Source organism: Roseicyclus sediminis (assembly GCF_025515305.1).
GTDB classification, from domain to species: Bacteria; Pseudomonadota; Alphaproteobacteria; order Rhodobacterales; family Rhodobacteraceae; genus Roseibacterium; species Roseibacterium sediminis.
The window spans coordinates 177,149-199,796 of sequence record NZ_JAOPHT010000001.1 but is presented as its reverse complement, the minus strand read 5'-3'; the positions used below and the strand labels follow the sequence as shown (position 1 = coordinate 199,796).

25 protein-coding genes are annotated in these 22,648 nt (G+C 68.5%); 18 read left to right on the top strand and 7 right to left on the bottom strand.

The annotated features are described in order from the left end of the window. Genes N8I71_RS00975 through N8I71_RS00960 form a run of 4 tightly spaced genes read right to left on the bottom strand, consistent with a single transcriptional unit; the run spans position 1 to position 4,862 of the window. Complete coding sequence (locus N8I71_RS00975) at positions 1-1,524, bottom strand: aldehyde dehydrogenase family protein (protein ID WP_262876053.1); 1,524 nt, start codon at positions 1,522-1,524, stop codon at positions 1-3. Positions 1,525-1,527: 3 nt separating this feature from the next. Continuing rightward, a complete protein-coding gene (locus N8I71_RS00970; RefSeq protein ID WP_262876052.1) occupies positions 1,528-2,295 on the bottom strand; it encodes an enoyl-CoA hydratase/isomerase family protein in 768 nt (255 codons plus the stop codon). After that, positions 2,292-3,863, bottom strand: coding sequence for an acyl CoA:acetate/3-ketoacid CoA transferase (locus N8I71_RS00965; RefSeq protein WP_262876051.1), 1,572 nt, complete (start codon positions 3,861-3,863; stop codon positions 2,292-2,294). Before N8I71_RS00965 ends, N8I71_RS00970 begins: the two co-directional genes overlap by 4 nt. A 3-nt stretch (positions 3,864-3,866) precedes the next feature. Next, positions 3,867-4,862 (bottom strand): Gfo/Idh/MocA family protein, encoded by a 996-nt coding sequence (locus tag N8I71_RS00960; protein WP_262876050.1) that lies wholly within the window; start codon positions 4,860-4,862, stop codon positions 3,867-3,869. 218 nt (positions 4,863-5,080) lie between these two features. Between N8I71_RS00960 and N8I71_RS00955 the strand changes: the two genes are divergently transcribed. The 15 genes from N8I71_RS00955 (at position 5,081) to N8I71_RS00880 (ending at position 17,737) form a co-directional block, all read left to right on the top strand. Next, the gene (locus tag N8I71_RS00955) at positions 5,081-5,500 is read left to right on the top strand and encodes a hypothetical protein (protein WP_262876049.1); all 420 of its coding nucleotides are present in this window, start codon (positions 5,081-5,083) and stop codon (positions 5,498-5,500) included. Beyond that, positions 5,481-6,131 carry a MotA/TolQ/ExbB proton channel family protein gene (locus tag N8I71_RS00950; RefSeq protein WP_262876048.1) on the top strand — a complete coding sequence of 217 codons (651 nt, stop codon included), beginning with the start codon at positions 5,481-5,483 and terminating at the stop codon, positions 6,129-6,131. The genes N8I71_RS00955 and N8I71_RS00950 overlap by 20 nt, the downstream gene beginning before the upstream one ends. Next, entirely contained in the window at positions 6,121-6,507 is a 387-nt protein-coding gene (locus tag N8I71_RS00945) for a biopolymer transporter ExbD (protein ID WP_262876047.1), read from the top strand. Before N8I71_RS00950 ends, N8I71_RS00945 begins: the two co-directional genes overlap by 11 nt. A 46-nt stretch (positions 6,508-6,553) precedes the next feature. Next, positions 6,554-6,901, top strand: a complete 348-nt coding sequence (locus N8I71_RS00940; RefSeq protein WP_262876046.1) for an ExbD/TolR family protein — start codon at positions 6,554-6,556, stop codon at positions 6,899-6,901. Continuing rightward, positions 6,898-7,758: a TonB family protein gene (locus tag N8I71_RS00935; protein WP_262876045.1), complete on the top strand. Its 861-nt coding sequence runs from the start codon at positions 6,898-6,900 to the stop codon at positions 7,756-7,758. Before N8I71_RS00940 ends, N8I71_RS00935 begins: the two co-directional genes overlap by 4 nt. Before the next feature lie 93 nt (positions 7,759-7,851). After that, on the top strand, positions 7,852-8,766 hold the full coding sequence (locus tag N8I71_RS00930; protein WP_262876044.1) for an MBL fold metallo-hydrolase: 915 nt from the start codon (positions 7,852-7,854) through the stop codon (positions 8,764-8,766). A gap of 58 nt (positions 8,767-8,824) precedes the next feature. After that, entirely contained in the window at positions 8,825-10,342 is a 1,518-nt protein-coding gene (locus N8I71_RS00925; RefSeq protein WP_262876043.1) for a class I adenylate-forming enzyme family protein, read from the top strand. Then, the gene (locus N8I71_RS00920; RefSeq protein WP_262876042.1) at positions 10,339-11,142 is read left to right on the top strand and encodes a 3-hydroxybutyrate dehydrogenase; all 804 of its coding nucleotides are present in this window, start codon (positions 10,339-10,341) and stop codon (positions 11,140-11,142) included. Before N8I71_RS00925 ends, N8I71_RS00920 begins: the two co-directional genes overlap by 4 nt. A 100-nt stretch (positions 11,143-11,242) precedes the next feature. Further along, entirely contained in the window at positions 11,243-12,046 is an 804-nt protein-coding gene (locus N8I71_RS00915) for a S49 family peptidase (protein WP_262876041.1), read from the top strand. Between the two features lie 182 nt (positions 12,047-12,228). Then, positions 12,229-13,191: a calcium/sodium antiporter gene (locus N8I71_RS00905; protein WP_262876039.1), complete on the top strand. Its 963-nt coding sequence runs from the start codon at positions 12,229-12,231 to the stop codon at positions 13,189-13,191. A gap of 12 nt (positions 13,192-13,203) precedes the next feature. Then, positions 13,204-13,980 (top strand): SDR family oxidoreductase, encoded by a 777-nt coding sequence (locus N8I71_RS00900; RefSeq protein WP_262876038.1) that lies wholly within the window; start codon positions 13,204-13,206, stop codon positions 13,978-13,980. A gap of 300 nt (positions 13,981-14,280) precedes the next feature. Further along, a complete protein-coding gene (gene uvrC, locus N8I71_RS00895) occupies positions 14,281-16,149 on the top strand; it encodes an excinuclease ABC subunit UvrC (protein WP_262876037.1) in 1,869 nt (622 codons plus the stop codon). Positions 16,150-16,371: 222 nt separating this feature from the next. Continuing rightward, the gene (gene pgsA, locus N8I71_RS00890) at positions 16,372-17,037 is read left to right on the top strand and encodes a CDP-diacylglycerol--glycerol-3-phosphate 3-phosphatidyltransferase (RefSeq protein WP_262876036.1); all 666 of its coding nucleotides are present in this window, start codon (positions 16,372-16,374) and stop codon (positions 17,035-17,037) included. Then, positions 17,034-17,285, top strand: a complete 252-nt coding sequence (gene moaD, locus N8I71_RS00885; protein WP_262876035.1) for a molybdopterin converting factor subunit 1 — start codon at positions 17,034-17,036, stop codon at positions 17,283-17,285. The genes pgsA and moaD overlap by 4 nt, the downstream gene beginning before the upstream one ends. A 5-nt stretch (positions 17,286-17,290) precedes the next feature. Continuing rightward, on the top strand, positions 17,291-17,737 hold the full coding sequence (locus N8I71_RS00880; RefSeq protein ID WP_262876034.1) for a molybdenum cofactor biosynthesis protein MoaE: 447 nt from the start codon (positions 17,291-17,293) through the stop codon (positions 17,735-17,737). A 19-nt stretch (positions 17,738-17,756) separates the two neighbouring features. Here the strand turns inward: N8I71_RS00880 and N8I71_RS00875 are convergent, their stop codons facing one another. From N8I71_RS00875 to ubiA, 3 genes are all read right to left on the bottom strand, one after another. After that, on the bottom strand, positions 17,757-18,089 hold the full coding sequence (locus tag N8I71_RS00875) for a hypothetical protein (protein ID WP_262876033.1): 333 nt from the start codon (positions 18,087-18,089) through the stop codon (positions 17,757-17,759). A 6-nt stretch (positions 18,090-18,095) separates the two neighbouring features. Then, positions 18,096-20,033, bottom strand: coding sequence for an OmpA family protein (locus N8I71_RS00870; RefSeq protein WP_262876032.1), 1,938 nt, complete (start codon positions 20,031-20,033; stop codon positions 18,096-18,098). An 80-nt stretch (positions 20,034-20,113) separates the two neighbouring features. After that, the gene (ubiA, locus tag N8I71_RS00865; protein ID WP_262876031.1) at positions 20,114-21,079 is read right to left on the bottom strand and encodes a 4-hydroxybenzoate octaprenyltransferase; all 966 of its coding nucleotides are present in this window, start codon (positions 21,077-21,079) and stop codon (positions 20,114-20,116) included. A gap of 12 nt (positions 21,080-21,091) precedes the next feature. Here ubiA and N8I71_RS00860 point away from each other — a divergent pair, with 12 nt between their 5' ends. The 3 genes from N8I71_RS00860 to N8I71_RS00850 are packed head-to-tail and all read left to right on the top strand — an operon-like array spanning position 21,092 to position 22,642. Further along, the gene (locus N8I71_RS00860; RefSeq protein WP_262876030.1) at positions 21,092-21,820 is read left to right on the top strand and encodes a 16S rRNA (uracil(1498)-N(3))-methyltransferase; all 729 of its coding nucleotides are present in this window, start codon (positions 21,092-21,094) and stop codon (positions 21,818-21,820) included. Next, positions 21,817-22,116: a hypothetical protein gene (locus N8I71_RS00855; protein ID WP_262876029.1), complete on the top strand. Its 300-nt coding sequence runs from the start codon at positions 21,817-21,819 to the stop codon at positions 22,114-22,116. The genes N8I71_RS00860 and N8I71_RS00855 overlap by 4 nt, the downstream gene beginning before the upstream one ends. Continuing rightward, the gene (locus tag N8I71_RS00850; RefSeq protein WP_262876028.1) at positions 22,109-22,642 is read left to right on the top strand and encodes a hypothetical protein; all 534 of its coding nucleotides are present in this window, start codon (positions 22,109-22,111) and stop codon (positions 22,640-22,642) included. Before N8I71_RS00855 ends, N8I71_RS00850 begins: the two co-directional genes overlap by 8 nt. The last annotated feature ends 6 nt before the right edge of the window (positions 22,643-22,648 follow it).

Sequence of the window (22,648 nt, the reverse complement as noted above, 5' to 3'; positions counted from 1 at the left end):
TCATGCCGCGACCCAGGGGCGGCGGGTGGCGCCGATGCGCATCTGCACGGTCTTGGCCTCGAGGAATTCCTCCAGCCCGTAGCGGCCGAGCTCGCGCCCCTGTCCCGACTGCTTGACGCCACCGAAAGGCAGTTCGGCGAAGCCGTCCATCCAGGTGTTGGTCCAGACCGTCCCCGCATGCACCCGCCGCGCGAAGTCGAGGCAGGTCGAGATGTCCCGGCTCCAGACCCCCGCCGACAGGCCGTAGCTTGCGCCATTGGCCAGCGCGATGGCCTCGTCGGCTTCGCGGAAGGTCAGGACCGAGAGGACAGGGCCGAAGACTTCCTCGGTCGCGATCGGCATCGAGGACGTGACACCGGTGACGATGGTCGGTTGGTAAAACAGCCCCGACAGCCCCTCGGGGGCGAGCGCCGCGCCGCCCAGGGCCACGCCCGCGCCCGAGGCCTGCGCATCCTTCACGTAGCCATGGATCTTGGCCATGTGCTCGGGCGAGATGATCGCGCCGACCTGTGTGCGGGGATCGAGCGGGTCGCCGAACGGCACCTTCCGGGACAGCGCCACGATCTTGTCGACAAGCGCCTGCGCCACGTCCTGATGCACGATGATCCGGCTGCCGGAGTTGCAGCATTCGCCGGCGTTGAAATAGACGCCGAAGGTGATCGCGTCGGCCGCCTGGTCGAGGTCGGCGTCGGGAAAGATCACCTGCGGGTTCTTGCCGCCGAGTTCGAGGCTGACCTTCTTCAGCGTCCCGCTCGCCGCCGCGACGATGCGTTTGCCCACGGCGGTGGAGCCGGTGAAGGAGACCATGTCGACGCACGGATGCGTGGACAGCGTCGCGCCGACTGGATCGCCGTAACCCAGCACGATGTTCACGACACCTGCGGGCAGCCCTGCTTCCTGCAGGAGTTCGCCCAGGATGACCGTGGTCGAGGGCGTCAGTTCCGAGGGTTTCACCACCGCCGTGCAGCCGGCGGCGAGCGCGAAGGGCAGCTTTTGGCTGACAATCAGGAACGGGAAGTTCCAGGGGCAGATGATGCCCGCCACGCCGATGGGTTCCTTGAGGACAAGGCCAAGCATGTCCGGGCCGAGCGAATTGTGGCTGTCGCCGTGCATCGTGCGGGCGAGCGCCGCGGCATAGCGCCAGAGGTCGGCCGCGCCCGCGATCTCGCCCTGCGCCTGGGTGATGGGTTTTCCCGATTCGAGGGTTTCGAGGAGGGCAATCCGGTCGAGGTTCCGCTCGATCAGGTCGGCGACCTTCAGGAGGATCGTCGCCCGGTCCTTGCCTGAACAGCGCGGCCAGTCGCCCGCGTCGAAGGCCTCCCGCGCCGCGGCGACCCCGGCCTCGACCTCCGCTTGCCCGCCTCTCGCGGCGACGCTCACGAGCACGCCGTGCGCGGGCGAATGCCGCTCGGACACCTTGCCGTCCGCGCTGTCGCGCCATGCGCCGCCGATCAGGTGCCGGGCATGGAATGGCGCTGCGGGAAGGGTGGCGCCGCTTGATGGGATAAGGGTCAGCTCCGTCATGTCTCAGCGTCCCTTGAAGTCCGGTTTGCGTTTTCCGGAGAAGGCGGCGACACCCTCCGCCTTGTCCTCGGTCGCCGCGACCATACCGCCGCCGAGCGCCTCGATCATCGCGGCGCGGTCTTCGCCCACCGCGGCGTGGATCTGATACTTCGCCACCTCGTGCGCGCGGGGCGCGGCCTTCAGAAGGCCTTCGGCGATCTCCCGCGCGGCGGCCAGCGGATCGTCCGCCACCTCCGCGACGTAACCCAGGGCCATCGCCCGATCCGCCGAAAGGCGGCGTCCGAAGAGCGCCATTTCCTTCAGCACGGGCTCGGGGATGAGGCGGGCCAGCCGCTGCGTCCCCGACCAGCCGGGCACGATGCCGACCTGCGCCTCGGGCAGCGCGAGCGTCGCCCCGGGCGCCATCACCCGGATGTCGCAGGCCGTGGCCAGTTCCAGCCCGCCGCCGAAGGCGTGGCCCTGCATCGCGGCGATGGTCGGCTTCGACAGCCGCGCCAGCCGGTCGAACACACGGTGCCCCAGCCGCACCCAGTTCCGCGCGAAATCGGTGGGGGACAGCGCGCCCCAGCCGATGATGTCGGCCCCGGCGCAGAACGCGCGCTCCCCCTCCGCCGAGACGATCACGCCGCGGATCGACAGATCCGCCTCGATGGTCTCGCAATGCGCGTCCAGCTGCCGCAGCATCTCGGGCGTGAAGGCATTGAGTTTGCCAGGGTTGTTCAGGTGGACCCGCGCGAACGGACCCTCGATGTGCAGATCGACCGTGCTCACAGGCTCAACCCCATTGGTGCGTCGCGCAAAAGCGACTTCGGCATCTCAACCGCATTCTCGGCCACGCGGACGCGGCCCTCGCTTGCCGCCACGATGTCCCGCTCGGGCACGATGCCCGGCGTGATCTCGGTGGCGACGAGGCCGGTTTCCGTCAGCCGCATGACGCAGCGCTCGGTGACGTAGAGCACGTCCTGACCGGTCCGAAGCGCGCGGCTCCCGGCGAAGGTCACATGCTCCACCGCGGGCACCATCTTGGTGAACTTGCCGGGCGTGGCGACGCGCAACCCGTCATCTGTCAGCTCCAGCGTGGCCCCGGCTTCGAAATAGCCCGAGAAGACGATCTTTTTCGCATGGGCCGTGATGTCCACGAACCCGCCGCAACCGGCCGTGAGGTAGGGCTTCTTACCGAGCTTGGAGACGTTGACGTTGCCCTCCACGTCCACCTCGAGGAAGGACAGGAACGACATGTCGAACCCGCCGCCCTGGAAGTAGGTGAACTGGTTGGGCGAGGGCATGAAGGCATCGGCGTTCGATGCGCAGCCGAAGGCGAAGCCGGTCAGCGGCATGCCGCCCACCGCGCCCTGCTCGATGGCCCAGGTCACCGCCTTCGCATGGCCTTCTTCCAGAAGAATGCGCGGCACCATCGCCGAGATGCCGAAGCCGAGATTGGCGGTCATGCCCCGGCGAAGCTCCATCGCGGCGCGGCGGGCGATCACCTTCTCGACGCCGTGCTCGGCCAGCGAGAAGCTGTCCCACGGCCGCATGATCTCGCCCGAGATGGCGGGGTCGTAGTCCGTCCCGGTCGTCTGCTTCTGGTCGGGGGCCAGAACGATCAGGTCCACAAGGTGCCCGGGCACATGCACGTCATGCGGACGGAGCGACCCTGCGGCCGTCATCCTCTTGACCTGCGCGATGACGAGGCCGCCGTGGTTGCGCGTCGCGATGGCCTGGTCGAGCGCGCCCAGATAGGCGCCCTCGTGCTCGTAGGTCAGGTTTCCGGTCTCGTCGGCGGTCGTCGCGCGGATGATCGCGACGTCCGGCACGATGTTGGGGAAATGGAGCCAGGTGTCGCCGCCGAACTCCACGCGGGAGACGATGGGCCGCGCGGCGGCGCGCGCATTCATCGCGCAGCCTTCACGGATCGGGTCGACGAAGGTTTCAAGGCCGACCTTCGTCAGGACGCCGGGCCGCCGCGCGGCCACGTCGCGGTGCATGTCGAACATGATGCCGGAAGGCACGTTGTAGGCGGCGACGCGGTCCTCGGTGACCATGCGCCAGATCTCCGGCATCGGCAGCGAGGAAGGGCCGGAGGGATAGGACCCCGCGATGATGGTGGCGAGACATCCGTCCTTCGCGATGTGATCCACCCCTTTCACGCCGTACATGTCGCCCGCCGCGATCGGGTGAAGCGTGGTGAGATTCCGCGGATGCCCCTCGGCGTCGAAACGCGCGCCGATGGCGGCGAGCATCGCATCGGGGCAGCCGAGCGCGGAGGAGGAGGAGACCGTGACCACCGCGTCGTCGGGAATGCGCGCGGCGGCTTCGGACAGGCTGACGAGCTTGCCCATGGCTCAGATGTCTCCGTAGTCGACCGCCGTGCGGCGGCCCGACTTGGCGGCCTCGGCCACGGCGGCAGCGACGGCGAGCGACTTCACCCCGTCGACACCGTCCGCGGCGGGACGTCCCTTGCCCGCGACGGCATCCTGGAACAGCGCGACTGAGCGGACGTAGAGGTTGTGGTCTGAGAAGGTCACGTTCTCTTCCCCGGCCTCGGTCACCAGCGTGACGGTTCCGGTCGGGCGCTGCGTCATGACGCCGGTGGCGCGGATCGAACCCTGCGTCCCGTGCACCTCGATCCCGGTTCCGGCGAAGCGGTGCGTGAAGCTCTCGTGTGTCATCACCGTCGCGCCGGACGGCATTTCCCAGACCGACATGACGCTGTCCTCGACACCCGAAGCCATGGCCGAGGCGGTCTGGATCGCCACGACCTCTGCCGGGTCCTCGCCGAGGTGGAAGCGCACCGTGTCCGCGTCGTGGACCACGATATCGGGGATAACGCCGCCGCCCGCCGCGGGGTTGTCGATGCGCCAGCCCTGAAGGTGCGGCGGCAGGTAAACCGCGTGCATGACGCGCATCGACAGGACCTCGCCGATCCGCCCCGAGGAAATGAGGTCGCGGATCGCCTGGTGGCTGCCGGCGTTCCGGAGGTGATGATTCGTTCCGAAGGTCAGGCCGGCATCCCCGGCGGCCTTCACCATCGTCACGGCGTCGGAGACGGTCATCGCCAGCGGCTTTTCGCACAGGACATGTTTCCCGGCCGCGATTGCCGCCATGGCCTGGGCAAAATGCTTCTCGTTCGTGGTGGAGATGTAGACCGCGTCGATGTCGCCCGCGAGGAGCGCGTCGAGATCGGCGAAGCCGTCGGGAATGCCGTTGTCGTCGGCATAGCTGCGGGCGCGTTCGGCCGAGGAACTGAGAACGGATGCGATCTCTCCGCCATTGGCGCGGATCGCTCCCATCATGTGCGACGCGGCGATGTTGCTCGCCCCGATCAGTCCCCAACGCATGTGCACCTCCCGCGCGATTTCTGGATCGTTCCAAATCTTCTGGAACGATCCAATCCCAGAGTCAAGCTGCCACTTTTCCGCATTTGCGGCGGCGTGTGCATGGGCTGCGCGGAAATCGTCCATCGACGTTCCGGACGCCGTTGCGTAAGCCTGACTGCCGGGAAATCAGGGCGCGGCTGGTCAGGGCGATGCCGCGCCGTAACCGACGGAGGAACGGCATGAGCAGGCGGACACTGACCTGTGCGATTCTGGCGTTGGGTTTGGTCGCGCCAGGCTTGGGCCTCGCGCAGTCGAACGAGGGGCAGCGCCTCGCGCTCGAGCTCAACCGCGTCGATCCGGTCGACGGCGCCTGTCGCCTGACCTTTCTCGCGGAAAACGCGTTGGGAGAGGAAATCGCGGCGCTCAGTCTCGAGACCGTGCTGATCGACACCTCCGGCGTGGTCGAACGCCTCACCCTGTTCGATTTCGGCGCGCTGCCGATGGACGTACCGCGCGTGCGGCAATTCGATGTTCCCGGGCTCGCCTGCGAGGCGCTGGGCAGGGTCCTGATCAACGGCGTGTCGGAATGTGGCGGTGTCGGCAATTGCGCCGAAAGGCTTCAGCTGTCGACCCGTACCGATGTCGAGCTTCTCGGGTAACGCGATGCAGGATCGTCTTCTCGCGCTTCTTGACCTGGGCGGGCCGGTGGTGGCCCTGCTGCTGCTCCTGTCGATCCTGGCGTTGAGCGCGATCCTGTACAAGATCTGGCAGTTCCGGGCCGAGGGCGTCGGTCGCCATGCCGAGATCGCCCGAGCCATCGCCGCCCATGATGCGGGCGATGCGAAGGGCGCGGCGCGTCACCTCGCGGTGAGCCGCAGTCATCTCGCCCCGCTGCTTGCCGCGGCCATCGGCGCAGGTCCGGACGCCAAGCCGAGGATCGCGGCAGAGGCCGAATCCCGCCTGGCCCGGATAGAGCGCGGCTTTCGTCTTCTCGACAGCATCGCGCAGATCGCGCCGCTGCTGGGCCTTTTCGGCACCGTTCTCGGCATGATCGATGCCTTCCGCGCCTTGCAGGATGCCGGGGCTTCGGTCGATCCCTCGGCGCTCGCCGGCGGGATCTGGGTGGCGCTCCTGACGACGGCGGGGGGGCTTGCCATCGCCATGCCAACCTCGCTCGCGCTGACCTGGTTCGAAAGCCGGGCGGAGGCCGACAGGGTGCAGGCCGACCTTGCCATCGAGGCGCTGACGGGACCTCGGGCGCGCGCCCCGGAGCGGACCGATGCGACCTGAGCGGGCGAGGAGGCGACGCAGGGCCATCGCGCTCACGCCGCTGATCGACGTGATCTTCATCCTGCTCCTGTTCTTCCTGCTGACCTCGACCTTCACCCGCTATGGCGAACTTCCCGTCTCGGCGGCGTCGGCGGGTACGGGCGAGGGCGAAGCATCGCCGGTCTTCCTGGGCCTCGGCGTCGAGACGCTGGCCCTCAACGGCACTCCGCAATCCCTGGAGGCGCTGGCCGAAGCCTTGGCTGGCCTTAGGCCCGATCCCGAGGCCTCGCTGCCGGTTCTCGTCGCCATCGAGCCTGGCGTGACGTCGCAGCGGCTGGTCGACCTGCTGTCCCGCCTTCGCCCACTGGACTGGGCCTCCGTGACCGTGCTGGATTGATCCCATGGCCTTGTCCCGCCGCGAAAGACGCCGCCGCGCCGAACCGATGATCGCGCTTATCAATGTGGTCTTCCTGCTGCTGGTCTTCCTCTTGATCGCGGGAACCATGGCCGCGCCGCTTCCGGGCGGTCTCCGCCTCGTGGAGGCCGACGCACTGGAGGCGCGCAGCCCCCCGGATGCGGCGGTGGTGCTGGAGGACGGGACGCTTCTCTACCGGGGCGCGCCGGTGACGATGCAGGACTATGCCGCCTTTCGGCTGGCCGAGGGCGGCGACGTGCTGCGCCTCGTGCCCGACCGGAACCTTCCGGCGCAACGGCTGGTGGATCTCGTCGACGCGCTGCGGCAGGCGGGGGCGTCCGAGGTGCGCATCGTCGCGGAAAGGACGGTCCGGTGACGGTGCGCCGAGGATGGGCCGCAGGCGGGGCGATCGCCGTGTCGCTCGCCGTCCATGGCGCGGTGCTTGCCGGGCTTTCGCCGCCCGAAGGCGCGGCGCGCGGCGCGACGGGAACCGCGGAGATCGCCATGCTTGGCACCAGCTTCGAGGATCGGGCGGCGGGGCGGATTGCCCCCGTGGCCCCTCCCGTCGAAGCGGTTTCGGCGACGACGCCCTCGACCCGCGTCCCACCCCTGCCGTCGACGCCTGTTGCCGGAACCCTCGCGCCTGTCGCACCCGTCGCTGTTCCCGCGTCTTCCTCTCTGGCTCCAGCGCCCGAGGTCCCCGCTGTTCCGGCGCTGGCCTCGGTGGTGCCCCAGGAGACGCGGACCGCCCGCGACGCCCCGATCGCGCGGGCACCCGGCGACGACACTCCGCGCCCGCAGGCTCGCCCGGAGCCGCCACGCCCCTCGGATCCTCCCCCCGCGGCCGGGACACCGCCGCCGGACACCGGCCCCGACACGCGCGCGGCGCGCGCCGGTGCGCCTTCTGGCAATGCCGGCGGAACCGCGTCCGGGGCCACGGGCGCCGGAGGTGGAGGAGAGGCGGCCAATCCCCGCGAGATCGCCCGATATGCACAGCGCGTGAACCGCCATCTCGCCCGCATGCGCCGCCCGAACAGCAGCTTCCCCGGCTCTGCCGTCGTCAGCTTCACGATCGCGCCGGGCGGGGGGCTCGCCGCCATCTCGATTTCGCAATCCTCGGGTGACGCGGCCTTCGATGCGCTCGCGCTCGACCATGTGCGCCGCGCGGTTCCCTTTCCGGCCCCTCCGGTCGGGGCCGAGACCCGGTTCGCCGTCGCCATCCGAGGGCGTTGAAGCCGCGCGGGGAGGTTTCCTTTGCCTCCTTGCCGTCATATCATGATATCTGAATGTGAGCGCCCGCAGCGTCGGGCGATGGGAGGATCGACCATGCCGAATTTCACACGCCGCGCCTGTCTTGCCATCGGCGCCGCCGCCGCACTGATGCCGCGCGCAGGTTTCACCGCCGAGCGGCTGAGCCTGGGAGACGCCGAGCTTGTCACGCTCAGCGACGGCAACCTCGTGCTGCCGTCCGATTTCATCTTCGGTCCGGCCCCGCAGGAGGACCTGGCCCGTCTCGTCCCCGAGTTCGGGATCGACCTTTCGCAGCCATTGACGCCGCCCTGCAACGTCACGCTGCTCCGGACCGGTGACCGGACGATCCTGTTCGATTGCGGCGCCGGGCCCGCCTTCCAGGACAGCGCCGGGCGGCTTCTCGACGCGCTCGGATCCGAGGGGCTCGGTCCCGAGGACATCACCGACATCGTCTTCACCCACGCGCATCCCGATCACCTCTGGGGCGTGCTCGACGACTTCGACGAGCCCCTGTTCCTGAACGCGGCCCACCGGATCGGCCGGATCGAGCGCGACTACTGGATGGCCCCCGAGACCGTGAACACGATCGGCGAGGCGCGGGCCAGTTTCGCCGCGGGGGCGATCCGCCGGCTTGCGGTGATCGAGGACATCCTCGAGACCTTCGAGGACGGAGACGAGGTCCTTCCGGGCGTCGCCGCCGTCCTCACGCCGGGACACACGCCGGGGCACATGGCGTTCGAGATCGCGTCGGGGGGAACCTCGGCCATGGTGATCGGCGATGCCGTCGGCAACGATCACGTCGCCATGGCGCGGCCCGCGTGGCCTACGGGCGCCGACCAGGACACGGAGACGGGCGTCGCCACGCGTGTCCGGCTGCTGGAGCGGCTGGCCGCCGAAGGGATCGCGGCGGTCGGCTTCCACATGTCCGGCGGCGGCATCGGTCGCGTCGAGGCGGCGAGCGAAGGCTATCGCTTCGTCACCGACATCTGACCTCGCCCCTTGCCGCAACGGGCCTCGCGTGGTGATCTGATCGCGGGAGGGTCGCGGCATGAACATGGCGATCTGGCTGGACCGCACGGCGCAGGCGATGGGCGACCGGCCCGCGCTCTACCTCGGACCGGAGGTGGTGGCAGACTACGCCGCGTTCGCCCGCAGAGCCGCCGGTCTTGCCGCCGCGCTCGCGGACCTGAGCGTGACACCGGGCGACAAGGTGGGGATCTTCGCATGGAATGTCCCGGACTACCTCGCCTGCCTGTTCGGCATATGGCGTGCGGGGGCGGTCGCGGTCCCGGTGAATGCCAAGCTTCATCCCAAGGAAGCGGCGTGGATTCTCTCCAACGCCTCCGCGCGTCTGTGCTTCGTGACGGACGATCTGGCCGCCGGGCTGGAAGAAGAAAGCGCGCTGCCCCTTGTGCCGCTCCAGAGCGCCGCCTTCGAACGGCTCTGCGAGTCGGCCCCCGCCCCGCTCGTCCCGCGCAGCGAGGCGGACCTCGCCTGGCTCTTCTACACCTCCGGCACCACCGGCAAGCCCAAGGGCGTGGAGATCACCCATGCCATGCTGGCCGCGATGTCCCTCTGCTACCCGATCGATGTCGACCCGGTGACGGCACAGGACGCCGCGCTCTATGCCGCACCGATGAGCCATGGCGCCGGCCTCTACGCGCTGATCCACGTCCGGATGGGGGCCGGGCATATCGTTCCGGCCTCGGGCGGTTTCGATACCGGTGAAGTCATGGACCTCTCGGCCTCCCACGGCTCGACCTCGATGTTCATGGCGCCGACCATGGTCCGGCGGCTGACCGATGCGGCCAAGGCGTCCGGGCGGAGGGGCGAGGGCATCCGCACCATCGTCTATGGTGGCGGCCCGATGTACTCGGCCGACATCGAGGAAGCCGTCGACTGGTTCGGTCCGAAATTCGTGCAGATCTACGGGCAGGGCGAGTGCCCCATGGCGATCACGTCGCTCACCCGTGCCGAGGTCGCGGACCGAAGTCATCCCCGCTGGCGCGAACGCGTCGCCTCGGTCGGCCGCGCGCAGAGCCTCGTGGAAGTCGCCATCGGCGACGCGGAAGGGCAACCGCTTCCGCCCGGCGAGACCGGGGAGATCATGGTGCGCGGCGCGCCGGTGATGCCGGGGTACTGGAAGAACCCCGAGGCGACGGCGAAGACGCTGGTCGGCGGCTGGCTGATGACGGGCGACGTTGGGCGGCTCGACGAGGACGGATACCTCACGCTCGCCGATCGCTCCAAGGACGTGATCATCTCGGGCGGCACCAACATCTATCCGCGCGAGGTGGAGGAGGTGTTGCTGACCCACGCCTCGGTGCACGAGGTCTCGGTCGTCGGCCGGCCCTCGGCCGAGTGGGGCGAGGACGTGGTGGCCTTCGTCGTCGCCGCGCCGGGCGCCGAGGTGGATGCGGCCGCGCTCGATGCGCATTGCCTGGGGAGCATGGCCCGGTTCAAGCGACCCAAGGCGTATTTCGCGGTGCCCGATCTGCCCAGGAACAATTACGGCAAGGTCCTCAAGACCGCGCTGCGCGAGAGGCTGAAGGGAGAGGAGACATGACGGATCTTTCGGGAAAGACCGCACTCGTAACGGGTTCGGTGCAGGGGATCGGCCTTGCCATCGCCGAGGCGCTGGCCGGTGCGGGCGCGCGGATCGCCGTCCACGGCCTTGCCGGCGACGCGCAGATCGAGGAGGTCTGCCACCATCTGCGCGACAAGGGTGCGCCGCAGGCCGAGTTCTTCGATGGCGATTTGCGCGATGCCGACCGGATCGAGGGGCTGATGAAGGCCGTTGCCGCGTGGGGCGGGGCCGACATTCTCGTGAACAACGCCGGCATTCAGTACACCGCGCCGCTGGCCGAGATGCCGCGTGCTAAGTGGGACGCGATCCTCGCCGTCAACCTGTCGGCGGCCTTCCACACGATGCAGGCCGCCTTGCCCGGCATGGCCGAGCGCGGCTACGGGCGGGTCATCAACATAGCCTCCGTGCACGGCCTCGTCGCCTCGAAGGACAAGGCGCCATACGTCGCCGCGAAGTTCGGGCTGGTGGGCCTCAGCCGGGTCGCGGCTCTTGAATACGCGGCGGCCGGCGACAAGGCGAAGGGCGGTGTGACCGTCAACTGCATCTGTCCGGGCTGGACCGAGACCGCCATCATCGAGCCCCAGATCGAGGCGCGCGCCAGGCTGCATGGCGGTGACCGCGATCTCGGTGTCGCGGAACTTCTGGCGGAGAAGCAGCCATCGCTGCGCACCTCCGATCCCGCCGAGATCGGCGCGCTCGCGCTGTGGCTCTGCGCGCCGGTGGCCCACAACGTCACCGGCACGGCGATCCCGATCGACGGGGGCTGGACCGCGCAATAGGTGCCGGACCCGCGCCGGATCGCGCGTCGCCGCCACACTTTCCGGCAATTCCGCGTGCCGCGTCTTGTTGCGCCGTGGCCCCAACTCTACATCGCGCCACATGAAGCGCTTCATTCCCTTCGTGAAGTCCGACCCGTTCGTGGCTGTCGTGCGCCTTCAGGGCGCGATAATGGCCAATCCGCGAGGCGCCGGGCTGAGCGATCAGGCCATGGCACCCGCCATCGAACGCGCGTTCCGCAAGGGCAAGCCCGCCGCCGTCGCGCTGGCGATCAACTCCCCCGGCGGCAGCCCTGTGCAATCCTCGCTCATCGCGGCACGCATCCGCAGGCTGGCCGAGGAGAAGGACGTCCCGGTCCATGCCTTCGTCGAGGATGTCGCCGCCTCGGGGGGATACTGGCTGGCTTGTGCGGCGGATCAGATCTGGGCGGACACGTCCTCGATCCTGGGCTCCATCGGCGTCATCTCCGCGAGCTTCGGCTTTCACGAGGCCATTTCGAAGATCGGGGTCGAGCGCCGTGTGCATACCGCGGGCGCCTCCAAATCCATCCTCGACCCGTTCCGCCCCGAAAAGGAGGAGGACGTGGCCCGCCTGAAGGCGCTTCAGTCCGACATCCACGCGGCCTTCATCGACCATGTGAAGACCCGCCGCGGCGACAGGCTGACCGATGACCCGGAGATGTTCACCGGGGCCTTCTGGACCGGGACGAAGTCGGTCGAACTGGGCCTCGCCGACGGGATCGCCCACCTCGTGCCCAAGATGAAGGACCTGTACGGCGCCAAGACCCGGTTCGCCGTCTACGGCCCGCGCCGGAGCCTTTTCGGCCGCTTCGGCATCGCGGTGACCAACAGTCTGGCGGACGGCATCGAGGAGCGCGCGGCCTACGCGCGGTTCGGCCTCTCGTGATGCTCAAGATCGTCACGCTGTTCCTGGCCTTCATGGCGGTCCTGGCCATGTTCGGACGCCTGCGGCTGCCCGGGACGAAACGCGGAAAAGACCTCCCCAAGCCTCGGTTGTGCAAGACTTGCGGGCGCTACAACCTCCGTGGCGGGCCCTGTCCGCATTGCACCGAAGGACAAGGCTGAGGCATGGGACTGGAATTCGCGCTGGCGGGGCTTGGCCTCGTCATCCTCCTTCTGGCCGGCGATGTGCTCGTGAAGGGAGCGGTCAACCTCAGCCTTCGCCTCGGCATTCCCGCGCTGATCGTCTCGCTGACCATCGTCGCCTTCGGCACGTCCGCCCCCGAACTTCTGATCTCCATCAAGTCGATCCTCGACGGCGTGCCGGGCCTCGCGCTTGGCAACGTGGTGGGCTCGAACACCGCGAACGTTCTTCTTGTCCTCGGGATTCCGGCGATCATCTCGGGCCTCCACGCGGCGAGCGACACGCGCCGAAGCTATGTCATCATGATGATCGGGACGCTCCTCTTCATCGCGCTGGCCTTCGCCGGGCCCTTCACCCTTTGGCACGGCCTCATCCTCCTGTCGCTTCTTGCCTATGTGCTCTTCGACGCCGCGCGGGCCGCGAACGCCCACCGGGCCGGGGCCAACGGCGCAGCTCCGCCCCCCGTCGCGGAGGAAGCGTTGGAGGAGGCCGACCCCGACATGCCCTGGTGGAAGATCGGCCTCTATCTCGCGCTCGGGCTCGTGGGCCTTCCGCTCGGTGCCGATCTCCTGGTGGACAGCTCGATCGCCATCGCATCCGCATACGGGGTCAGCGAGACGGTGATCGGCCTGACTCTCGTGGCCGTCGGCACCTCGCTGCCGGAACTGGCCACAACGGTCATGGCCGCCATCCGCAACCACGCGGACGTGGCGCTCGGCAACGTCATCGGGTCGAACATGTTCAACCTGCTCGCGATCATCGGTGTTTCGTCGCTGGTGGGGCCGATCCCGGTGGATCCGGGCATCCTGTCCTTCGACATCTGGGTGATGCTGGCCGCGTCGGCCGTCATTGCGCCGTTCGTCTTCTGGCGCTGGTCCATGGGGCGGGGTGTTGGCCTGCTCTTTACCGCGCTCTACGCGGGCTATATCACGCTACTCCTTCACTGATCGGGGGTTGTCATGACGGCTTTGGTAACTGGGGCGGCCAGGCGCCTGGGCCGCGCAATGGCGCTGAGGCTGGCCGAGCGGGGGCATGACGTCGCCGTGCATTATTCGGGGAGCGCCGAAGAGGCCGCAGAAACCGCCCGCGCGATCCGTGCGATGGGGCGCCGCGCCGTGACGCTCCGCGCCGACCTGACGGTCGAGGATGAGATGCAGCGCCTTCTGCCGCAGGCCGCCGAGGCGCTGGGCGCGCCGATCTCCGTGCTGGTGAACAACGCCTCGATCTTCGAGTACGACAACATCGAGACCGCGACCCGCGCGAGTTGGGACAGGCACCTCGAATCCAACCTTCGTGCGCCCTTCGTCCTCACCCAGGCGCTGGCCGCCCAGGTGCCCCGGGCGGCGCCCGACGAGAACGGGGAGCCGCAGGCCCAGGGCCTCGTCGTCAACATGATCGACCAGCGCGTGCACAAGCTGACGCCCGAGTTCATGAGCTACACGATCGCCAAGATGGGCCTTTGGGCCTTCACGCGCACCGCGGCGCAGGCGCTCGCGCCTGATGTAAGGGTAAACGCGATCGGTCCGGGTCCGACCCTGCAGGGCGCGCGGCAATCGGCCGACCATTTCGCGCGCCAGAGGGCGGCGACGGTGCTCCGGCGCGGGGCGGACGCCGACGGCATCTGCGACGCGCTCGACTACCTGCTCAAGGCCCGTGCCGTCACGGGCCAGCTGATCTGCGTCGACGGCGGTCAGCACCTCGCCTGGCAGACGCCGGACGTGCTGGGCGTGGAATAGGGCGCCGCCTGACGCGCGGTCCACTTCTCCACCGCGACGTCTCAGGTAACAAACGTGTTAACGTTCCGTTACACCAACGCAAAAGGTGTCAACATCGCAATAAAAATCACAATGAAAACAATGGTTTAATTGTTGGCCTAAAAATTGGGCAATTCTCAGAACTGGGCCGAAAACAAAGGAAAATTCCGTCGCCCCAGCATTTCTCCGCAAGGTTATCCACATGTTTGGGGGATTTCTGATGCCTTGAAGTCGCCCAAGTTACATTGCAGCCGCCAAGAGAATCGACTTGAACCGCTGAACATGCCCGACGGGACCGAAAAGACTGCCGCAACCGGCCACGAGGTGATCCAGGGATACCTCAGGACGCTCGACAATTCGCCGGGCGTCTATCGCATGCTCGATGCGCAGAGCCGGGTTCTCTACGTCGGCAAGGCGCGGGCCCTGAAGAAGCGGGTTTCGAACTACGCCAAGCCCGCCGGTCACAGCCCGCGCATCGCCCGCATGATCCGCGAGACCGCGTCGATGATGTTCCTCACGACGCGGACCGAGACCGAGGCGCTCCTGCTCGAGCAGAACCTCATCAAGCAGCTGAAGCCGCGCTACAACGTGCTCCTGCGCGACGACAAAAGCTTTCCGAACATCCTCGTCAGCCGGGAACACGCCTTCCCTCAGATCAAGAAGCACCGCGGCGCCAAGACCGAGAAGGGCGCGTATTTCGGACCCTTCGCAAGCGCGGGCGCCGTGAACCGGACATTGAACCAGCTTCAGAAGGTCTTCCTGCTGCGCAACTGCTCGGACGCGACCTTCGAGAGCCGCACGCGGCCCTGCCTTCTCTACCAGATCAAGCGCTGCAGCGGCCCCTGCGTCGGCTATATCTCGGAGGCCGACTACGCCGCCTCCGTCGCCGACGCGGTGCGGTTCCTGAAGGGCGACACGACCGACCTGCAGGCGCAGCTTGCCGCCCAGATGACCGAGGCCTCGCAGGCCATGGAGTTCGAGCGCGCCGCAGCGCTCCGCGACCGTATCCGCGCGCTGACCTCGGTCCAGTCGTCGCAGGGCGTGAACCCGCGGGGCGTGACCGAGGCGGACGTCATCGCGCTGCACATGGAGGGGGGACAGGCCTGCGTGCAGGTCTTCTTCATCCGCGCCAACCAGAACTGGGGGAACCGGGACTACTACCCGCGAGTCGGTCCCGACATCGACGAGCCCGAAGTGCTGGAGGCCTTTCTCGGCCAGTTCTATGACCAGAATGATCCGCCACGGCAGATCCTCCTGTCGCATCCGGTGGAAAACGCCGACCTGATGTCCGATGCGCTGGCCCAGAAACTCGGGCGCAAGGTCGAACTCGTCGTGCCGCAGCGGGGCGAGAAGGCGGAGCTTGTCGACAGCGCAATGAGGAACGCACGCGAAAGCCTCGCCCGGCGCATGGCGGAAGGGCAGGCGCAGGCGAAGCTTCTCGACGGCCTCGCCGAGGCCTTCGACCTCGATGCGCCTCCGGCCCGCATAGAGGTCTACGATAACTCCCACATCATGGGGACCAACGCCGTCGGCGCGATGATCGTGGCGGGGCCCGAAGGCTTCGTGAAATCCCAGTACAGGAAGTTCAACATCCGGGGCGAGGACCTGACGCCGGGCGACGATTTCGGGATGATGAAGGAGGTCCTGACCCGCCGTTTCCAGCGTCTCCTGAAGGAGGACCCGGACCGCGAAGGCGAAGCCTGGCCCGACCTCCTGCTGATCGATGGCGGGGCGGGGCAGGTCTCGGCGGTGAAGGAGATCCTCGACGACCTCGGTATCGAGGACGTGCCCTTCATCGGCGTGGCCAAGGGGATCGACCGCGACCAGGGCAAGGAAGAGTTCCACCGCCCGGGACAGCGGCCATTCGCCCTGAACCGAAACGATCCGGTGCTCTACTTCGTGCAAAGGCTGCGGGACGAGGCGCACCGCTTCGCCATCGGTGCGCATCGGCAGAAGCGGGCGAAGGCGGTCTCGGCCACGCCGCTCGACGACATCCCCGGCGTCGGCGCCACGCGCAAACGCGCGCTTCTCGCGCATTTCGGCTCGGCCAAGGCGGTGAGCCGCGCCGACCTCGCCGACCTCAAGGCGGTGGAGGGGGTCAGCGAGGGGCTGGCGCAGAAGATCTACGACTACTTCCACGAGCGCGGGTAGGATCGCCGCACCCGGCGTCGGCACGAAGGAAGAAGCCTTGGCCTGGGGCATGATGCCCCTGGCCAAGGCTGGCGCCTCCGGCGGGAGTTTTTTGCCAGGATGAAGGGGCACGGCTGGCGCATTCCGTCCGCGGGGCCCTGCGCCGGTTCGTGCCGGGGCCAGATGCCGAGGTTTCGCAATACAGGCATTCCATCAGGCCCTCGGGCGGGATACACCCGCCTCATGCGCTGGACCGTGCCCAACATCCTGACCGTCGTGCGCCTGATCGCGGCGCCGCTTGTCGGTCTTGTCTTCCTGCTCCTGCCGCGACCGGCGGCGGACTGGGCAGCGCTTCTGCTGTTCCTCTTCGCCTCGCTGACCGATTACCTGGACGGCTGGCTCGCGCGGAAGTGGGGACAGATCAGCCGTTTCGGCGCCATGCTGGACCCGATCGCGGACAAGGCGATGGTGGTGATCGCGCTCGCCGTGCTCCTGGGGTTGCACGGCATCTCGGACTGGACGCTGATCCCGGTGTCGGCGATCCTGTTCCGCGAGGTCTTCGTTTCGGGCCTGCGCGAGTTCCTCGGCGAGACCGCGGGGCTGCTGAAGGTCACGAAGCTCGCAAAGTGGAAGACGACCGTGCAGATGGTGGCCATCGCGCTCCTGTTCGGCTGGGGCCTCTTCGACCACTATTTCATCATGCAGACTTTCGGCATGTCGCCCGAGATCGTGACCGGGATCCTGACGGGCGAGATCGCCGACGACGTCGGTCTGATCTGGAAATACTACGGCCTGATCGCGGTATCCTATGGCGGGCTGGTCCTGCTCTGGATCGCGGCGGGGCTGACATTGGTGACGGGTTGGGACTATTTTCGGAAGGCGATGCCTTATCTGAGGGAGAGCCCATGAAACTCGACATCCGCTATTTCGCATGGCTGCGCGAACGGCTGGGCACCGGTCACGAGACGGTCGAGACCGACGCGGGCACCGTCGCCGAACTGATCGAGGAGCTGCGCGGCCGCGACGAGGGTTATGCCCATGCCTTTTCCGATACCGGCGCCATCCGGGCCGCCGTCGACGAGGACCTGGTGGAGTTCGATGCCGACATCTCGCGGGCGCGAGAAGTGGCCTTTTTCCCGCCGATGACCGGAGGCTGAGCGCCGTGGATCCCGTCCGGGTGCAGGAAGCGCCCTTCGACATGGGGGCCGAGCTCAATGCGTTCGCCACGACCGTCGGCGGGGCGGGCGCGGTCGTGAGTTTCTCCGGCATCACGCGCGACGTGGCCAGTGGCGATCTCCAGGCCATGGAGATCGAGCACTATGCCGGCATGACCGAAAAGGCGTTGGAGCGGATTCGCGCCGAGGCGATGGCGCGCTTCGGGCTGACGGACGCGATGATCCTGCACCGCTACGGGCGTCTTGCACCTGGCGATCCCATCATGATGGTCGCGACCGCCTCCCGGCACCGCGCGGATGCCTTCGCCGGGGCGGAGTTCCTGATGGATTATCTCAAGTCCCGCGCGCCCTTCTGGAAGAAGGAAGTCACGCGTAGCGGTGCCGAATGGGTCGCGGCGCGGGACGAGGACGAGGACGCGCTTTCGCGCTGGTAGGGTTGCCCGCGCGCCGCCCTCAGGCCTGTCCCTGGCTCATCTGGTCGATGTAGCTGCGCAGTTCCTCGGTCTCGGCGCGGGCCTCACGCAGACCTTCCATCGCCGCGCGCAGTTCGGCCTCGGTCTGGCTCAGCTGACTGGTGAGTTCCGTCTCGCGGCTCTGCAGGTAGGCGATGGCCTGGTCGCGGGTTTCCTCGGCGTCGTGCAGCGCGCGCGCGAGCGCCTCCATCTCCCCGAGATCGGCGCTGGACACGCGGCTGAACCGAGCGACGAGCCAGTGCGCGAGCCAGCCGAGGCCGAAGGCGACGAACAGGATGATCGCGATGGCGATGATGAACTGCAGCCGATCCATGTCCGCCTATTCCTCTTCCGGGCCGGCCGCCGTGGCGGCTTCGGCGATACTGTCGGGCCTGGGCTGCGGGCGCAGGCGGAAAGCCTCGGCACGGGCCTCGGCGGCCTCCGCCTGGGCTTCCACCACGGTCTGCGCGTCGACCTCTTCCTGAAGGCGGAACTCGATCCGCCGGTTAAGCTCGCGTCCTTCCTCGGTGTCGTTGTCGGCGATCGGCCGGGTTTCGCCGTAGCCGCGCGCCGTCAGGTTGGAGATCAGGACACCACGGGCCAGAAGGCCGTTCAGAACCGCGTCGGCGCGACTCTGGCTGAGACCGAGGTTCATCTCCTCGCGGCCCTGGCTGTCGGTATGGCCGCCGATCTCCATGGGGACGTGCATGCAGTCGGGCAGGATCGCCGCGATCCGGTCGAGGATCTCGCCCGCCTCGTCGCTGATTTCCACGGAACCGGGGTCGAACACGATCTTCGCGTCCGCCTGGACCGCTTCGATCGCGGCGACGCATTCCTCGGGGGTAGGCATGGACGCGACCGGGTCGAGTTCCTCGTCGTAGGTGATGTCGATCTGGAAATCGGCGCCTGCGCCCAGCTCGTCCGAGAGCTCGCGCGTCAGTTCCGAGCGGAGTCCCTGGTCGCCCGTGCGCCCCGTGAGGCGGAGGGTTTCAGGCTCCAGCGTCAGCTGGCCCTCGTGCAGGCGCGACAGGGCGCGCAAGCCCGCCATCGCACGGACGCCCCAGCCCTGCGGCAGGTCCGTCACCGAGCGGGCGGCAAGGTCGGTGCGCTCGCGCCCGAACAGCGAGATCGCGAAGGCCTCCACCGACTGGCCGACCGCGCCCTGGGGCAGCCGGCCGCGCAGCCGCACGCCGTCTTCGGCGTCGAGCGTCGCGAAGAATCGGGCAGGGCCGGCCTCGTTCCGGGTCGTCTCGGGAATGACACCCTGCAGGGTGAACACCTCGGGCAGCGCCGCGTCGAGCTCGCCGATGACCCGGTCGAACTCGTCCTGGCCGGTGCCTTCGGACGCGATCAGCGTGACGTCCGCATCGCTGATGTCCAGCGTGCCACCGCCGAGTTCGGTCAGCGCCACGAGACCGGTTTCGACCGCCTGCGCCCAGCTGGGGCTGGGAACGCCAAGGCCGATGTGACACTCCACGCCGTTCGTGGCGCCGGCCCGCCGCGCGGCGGCGACGATCCGTTCCTGCGCGCGCTGCGTGTCGGCCGAGCAGGTCTCGAAGCGCAGCCCGGTGGCGTCGAGAACGGCGCGCACCTGGAACGGGGAGATCACGGGGCGCGGCGCCGAGATATCGAGGACGACCTCGACGCCGGCGGGCCTTGCGCCTTCCAGCTCCGCGATCAGGGCGGCCTGCTGCTCGGGACTGTCGCTGATGGCCTGCACCTCCACCCGGTCGGCGTAAACCGTGACCTTGGACCGGGGCAGCCGCTCGAGCGCGCGGAAACCGAAGCCGAGCGCCGAGATCCACGTATCGGGCGCGGGGTAGTCGGCCGTCTCGACCATGTCCGTCACTTCGGCGCCATCCGCGATCCCCTCGATCGCGGCCGCCACTTCCTCGCCCCCGTTCACGCCCGGGACGAGGCCGATGATCTGGATGCCGTCGCCGTTCCTCAGCATGTCGAGCGAGAAACGCGGCGCTGGTGCGGCGTCGGTGACCTGGATGTCGACCTCGTTCACGACCCGGTCGGCGTCAACGACCGAGCCCGCACGGGATTCGGCCATGAAACGGCTGGCCTCGTCGGGCGCGGTGCCGCGAAGAAAGACCTGCAGGCCGTCGGCCTCGACTTCGGCCCAGTCAAAGCCCTCCTCCGCCAGGACCTCTCGGACCGCCTCGGTCGAGCGGCGCTCGATCGTGATCGCGGCCGCCACGGCAACCGCGAGGGCGAGCGCGCCGGCGAGGGCGAAGGAAAGGATGGCGACGAAGAAGGGTGTGCGGATCATGCGGCAGACTTCGGTCCGGGCCCGGAGGGGGCTGGCGCGGGGTTAACGCGTTGTGGGCCGGTGTTCAATTGCACGGGACCTCACAGAATCGCGGCGGCGGCGAAAAACAGCGCAGGCAGAAGGCCGGTATCCCGGTTCGCGCGAAAGAGCCGCAGGCAGGTGTCCGCGTCATCTATGTCGAGGCGCCCGAGTTGCCACGCCATGTGCCAACCCATCGCCCAGACACCGGCCAGCGCCACCGCGAGGGCCAGCACGTTGCCCCCCGGAACCAGCGCGGCGAGCACGCCGAGCGAGATCAGCGTCACGGTCGCCACGAGAAACCGCCGCAGCCAGGCGCCCGTGTTCTCGCCGAAGAGACGCGCCGTTGAACGGATGCCGATCAGCGCGTCGTCCTCCTTGTCCTGGTGCGCGTAGATCGTGTCGTAGAAGAGCGTCCAGGATATGCCGCCCAGATAGAGAAGCACCGCGGGCCAGCCGAGCGACCCGGTATGCGCCGTCCAGGCCAGCAGAGCGCCCCAGTTGAAGGCGATGCCCAGGAAGACCTGCGGCCACCACGTGAAGCGTTTCGCGAACGGATAGATCGCGACGGGCAGGAGCGAGATGATCCCCAGCGCGATGGCCGCGCCGTTGAACGTGATGAGGATGCAGAAGGCGATCAGCGACTGGATCACGAGCCAGGCCAGGGCCTGTTTCGTCGAGACCTGGCCGGAGGGAATCGGCCGTGACTTGGTACGCGCCACGGCGGCGTCGAAGTCCCGGTCGGTGATGTCGTTCCAGGTGCAGCCAGCGCCCCGCATCAGGAAGGCGCCGATGCCGCATCCGACGACGATCCACAGATCGAGCAGGCCCGGGCCCTGCGGGTCCGCCGCCGCCGCCAGCATCACGCCCCACCAGCACGGCAGCAGCAGCAGCCATGTCCCGATCGGACGGTCCGCCCGGCTGAGCCTGAGGTAGGGGCGCGCGAAGGGCGGGGCGAGCGTGTCGACCCAATTGCCCGACACGGCGTCCGCCACCTGCCCCTCTGGCCTTCCGCCCGTGTCGCTCATAGATTTCGCCTCATGTCACGTCCCAAGATACGGCTCCATGTAGAGCATCCCCTGTCCCAGGGGCAAACCGTCGACCTGTCGCGGGAACAGGCGAACTACCTCTTTGCCGTCATGCGGCTGGGAGAGGGCGACGAGGTCGCGTTGTTCAACGGGCATGACGGCGAGTGGCGCGCCGTGGTGACGGAATGCGGGCGACGCGGCGGAACGCTCGAGATCGCCGAGCAGACCGCACCGCAGCAGGATCCGCCCGACCTCTGGCTGCTGTTCGCACCGATCAAGAAGACCCGGACCGATTTCATCGTCGAGAAGGCGGCTGAACTCGGGGCTGCGCGGATCATTCCGGTGCAGACCGAGCACACCAACGCCGAGCGCATCCGGCGCGACCGTCTGCAGGCCCATGCCATCGAGGCCGCCGAGCAATGCGGCGGCACCTTCGTGCCCGGCGTGGAGGAGCTTCACCGCCTGTCGGACGTTCTGGACAATTGGCCCGAGGATCGAAGGCTCGTCTTCGCCGACGAGGCGCTCGTCGGTGCGAAACGGGCGCTCGCCGAGGCGCCCCAGGCGACGAAATGGGCGATCCTGACCGGGCCCGAGGGCGGCTTTTCCGAGGCCGAGCGGACACGGCTTCTGAGCCTGCCCTTCGTCACGCCGATCTCGCTCGGCCCCCGCATCCTGCGCGCCGACACGGCGGCGGTCGCGGCGCTGGCGCTGTGGCAGGCGGAGCGGGGAGACTGGCGGTGAGACGCGTCGGTGCCGGCGACCGGCAGGCGATCGCGCTCGACCTTGCCCATGACACCCCCCTTGCCCTCGTCGATGGCGCGACCCCGCTGGACATGACAGGCTTCACGGCATGGCGTTCCGACATCGTTCCGGCCAGTGCGGTCTTCACGCATACGGACGGGTGCAACCGGGGGGCCGCCCGCCGCGCGGTCGCCCTTCACCCCGCCGGGGTCCGTGTCTGCGAGGTGCCCGGCCTGGCTCGGACGGGGACCTCGGCGCTGGTGCCCTTCCCTCGCGCGGAGGGCGCGCGTGGCTGAGTTCCTGCGCCCCGAAGTCGCGGCGATGCTTCGCCGTTGGCGCGAACCCCTGGTCGCGCTCGTCGTGATCGCGGCGGGCCTCTGGATCGCGGCGCGGCCGGGTCCGATCGTGCAGGGTTTCGGCTGGGTGCTCGCGGGCCTGGGTGCCATGGCGCTGATCCCAGCGATCCGGCGCGCCCGCTTCGCCGCTTCGGGGGAGGCACCCGGCGTCGTGCAGGTGGACGAACGCCGTATCGTCTACATGGGTCCGACCCATGGCGGTGCCATCGCGCTGGACGAGCTGGAGCACCTGTCGCTCCGCCGGCTGGAGGACGGGCGCGCCGCCTGGATTCTCGCCGAGAGCGGCGCACTTCTCATGATCCCGGTCGAGGCGCGCGGGGCCGAGGCGCTGTTCGATGCGTTCACCGCGCTGCCCGGTCTTTCGGCGCAGGCGATCCTGGCGGCACGCGACATGCCGCAGGCCGGCACGACCCGTCTGTGGACCCGCGCACAGGACAGGGCGCGGATCGGACACTTGACACGGTAGGGCCAG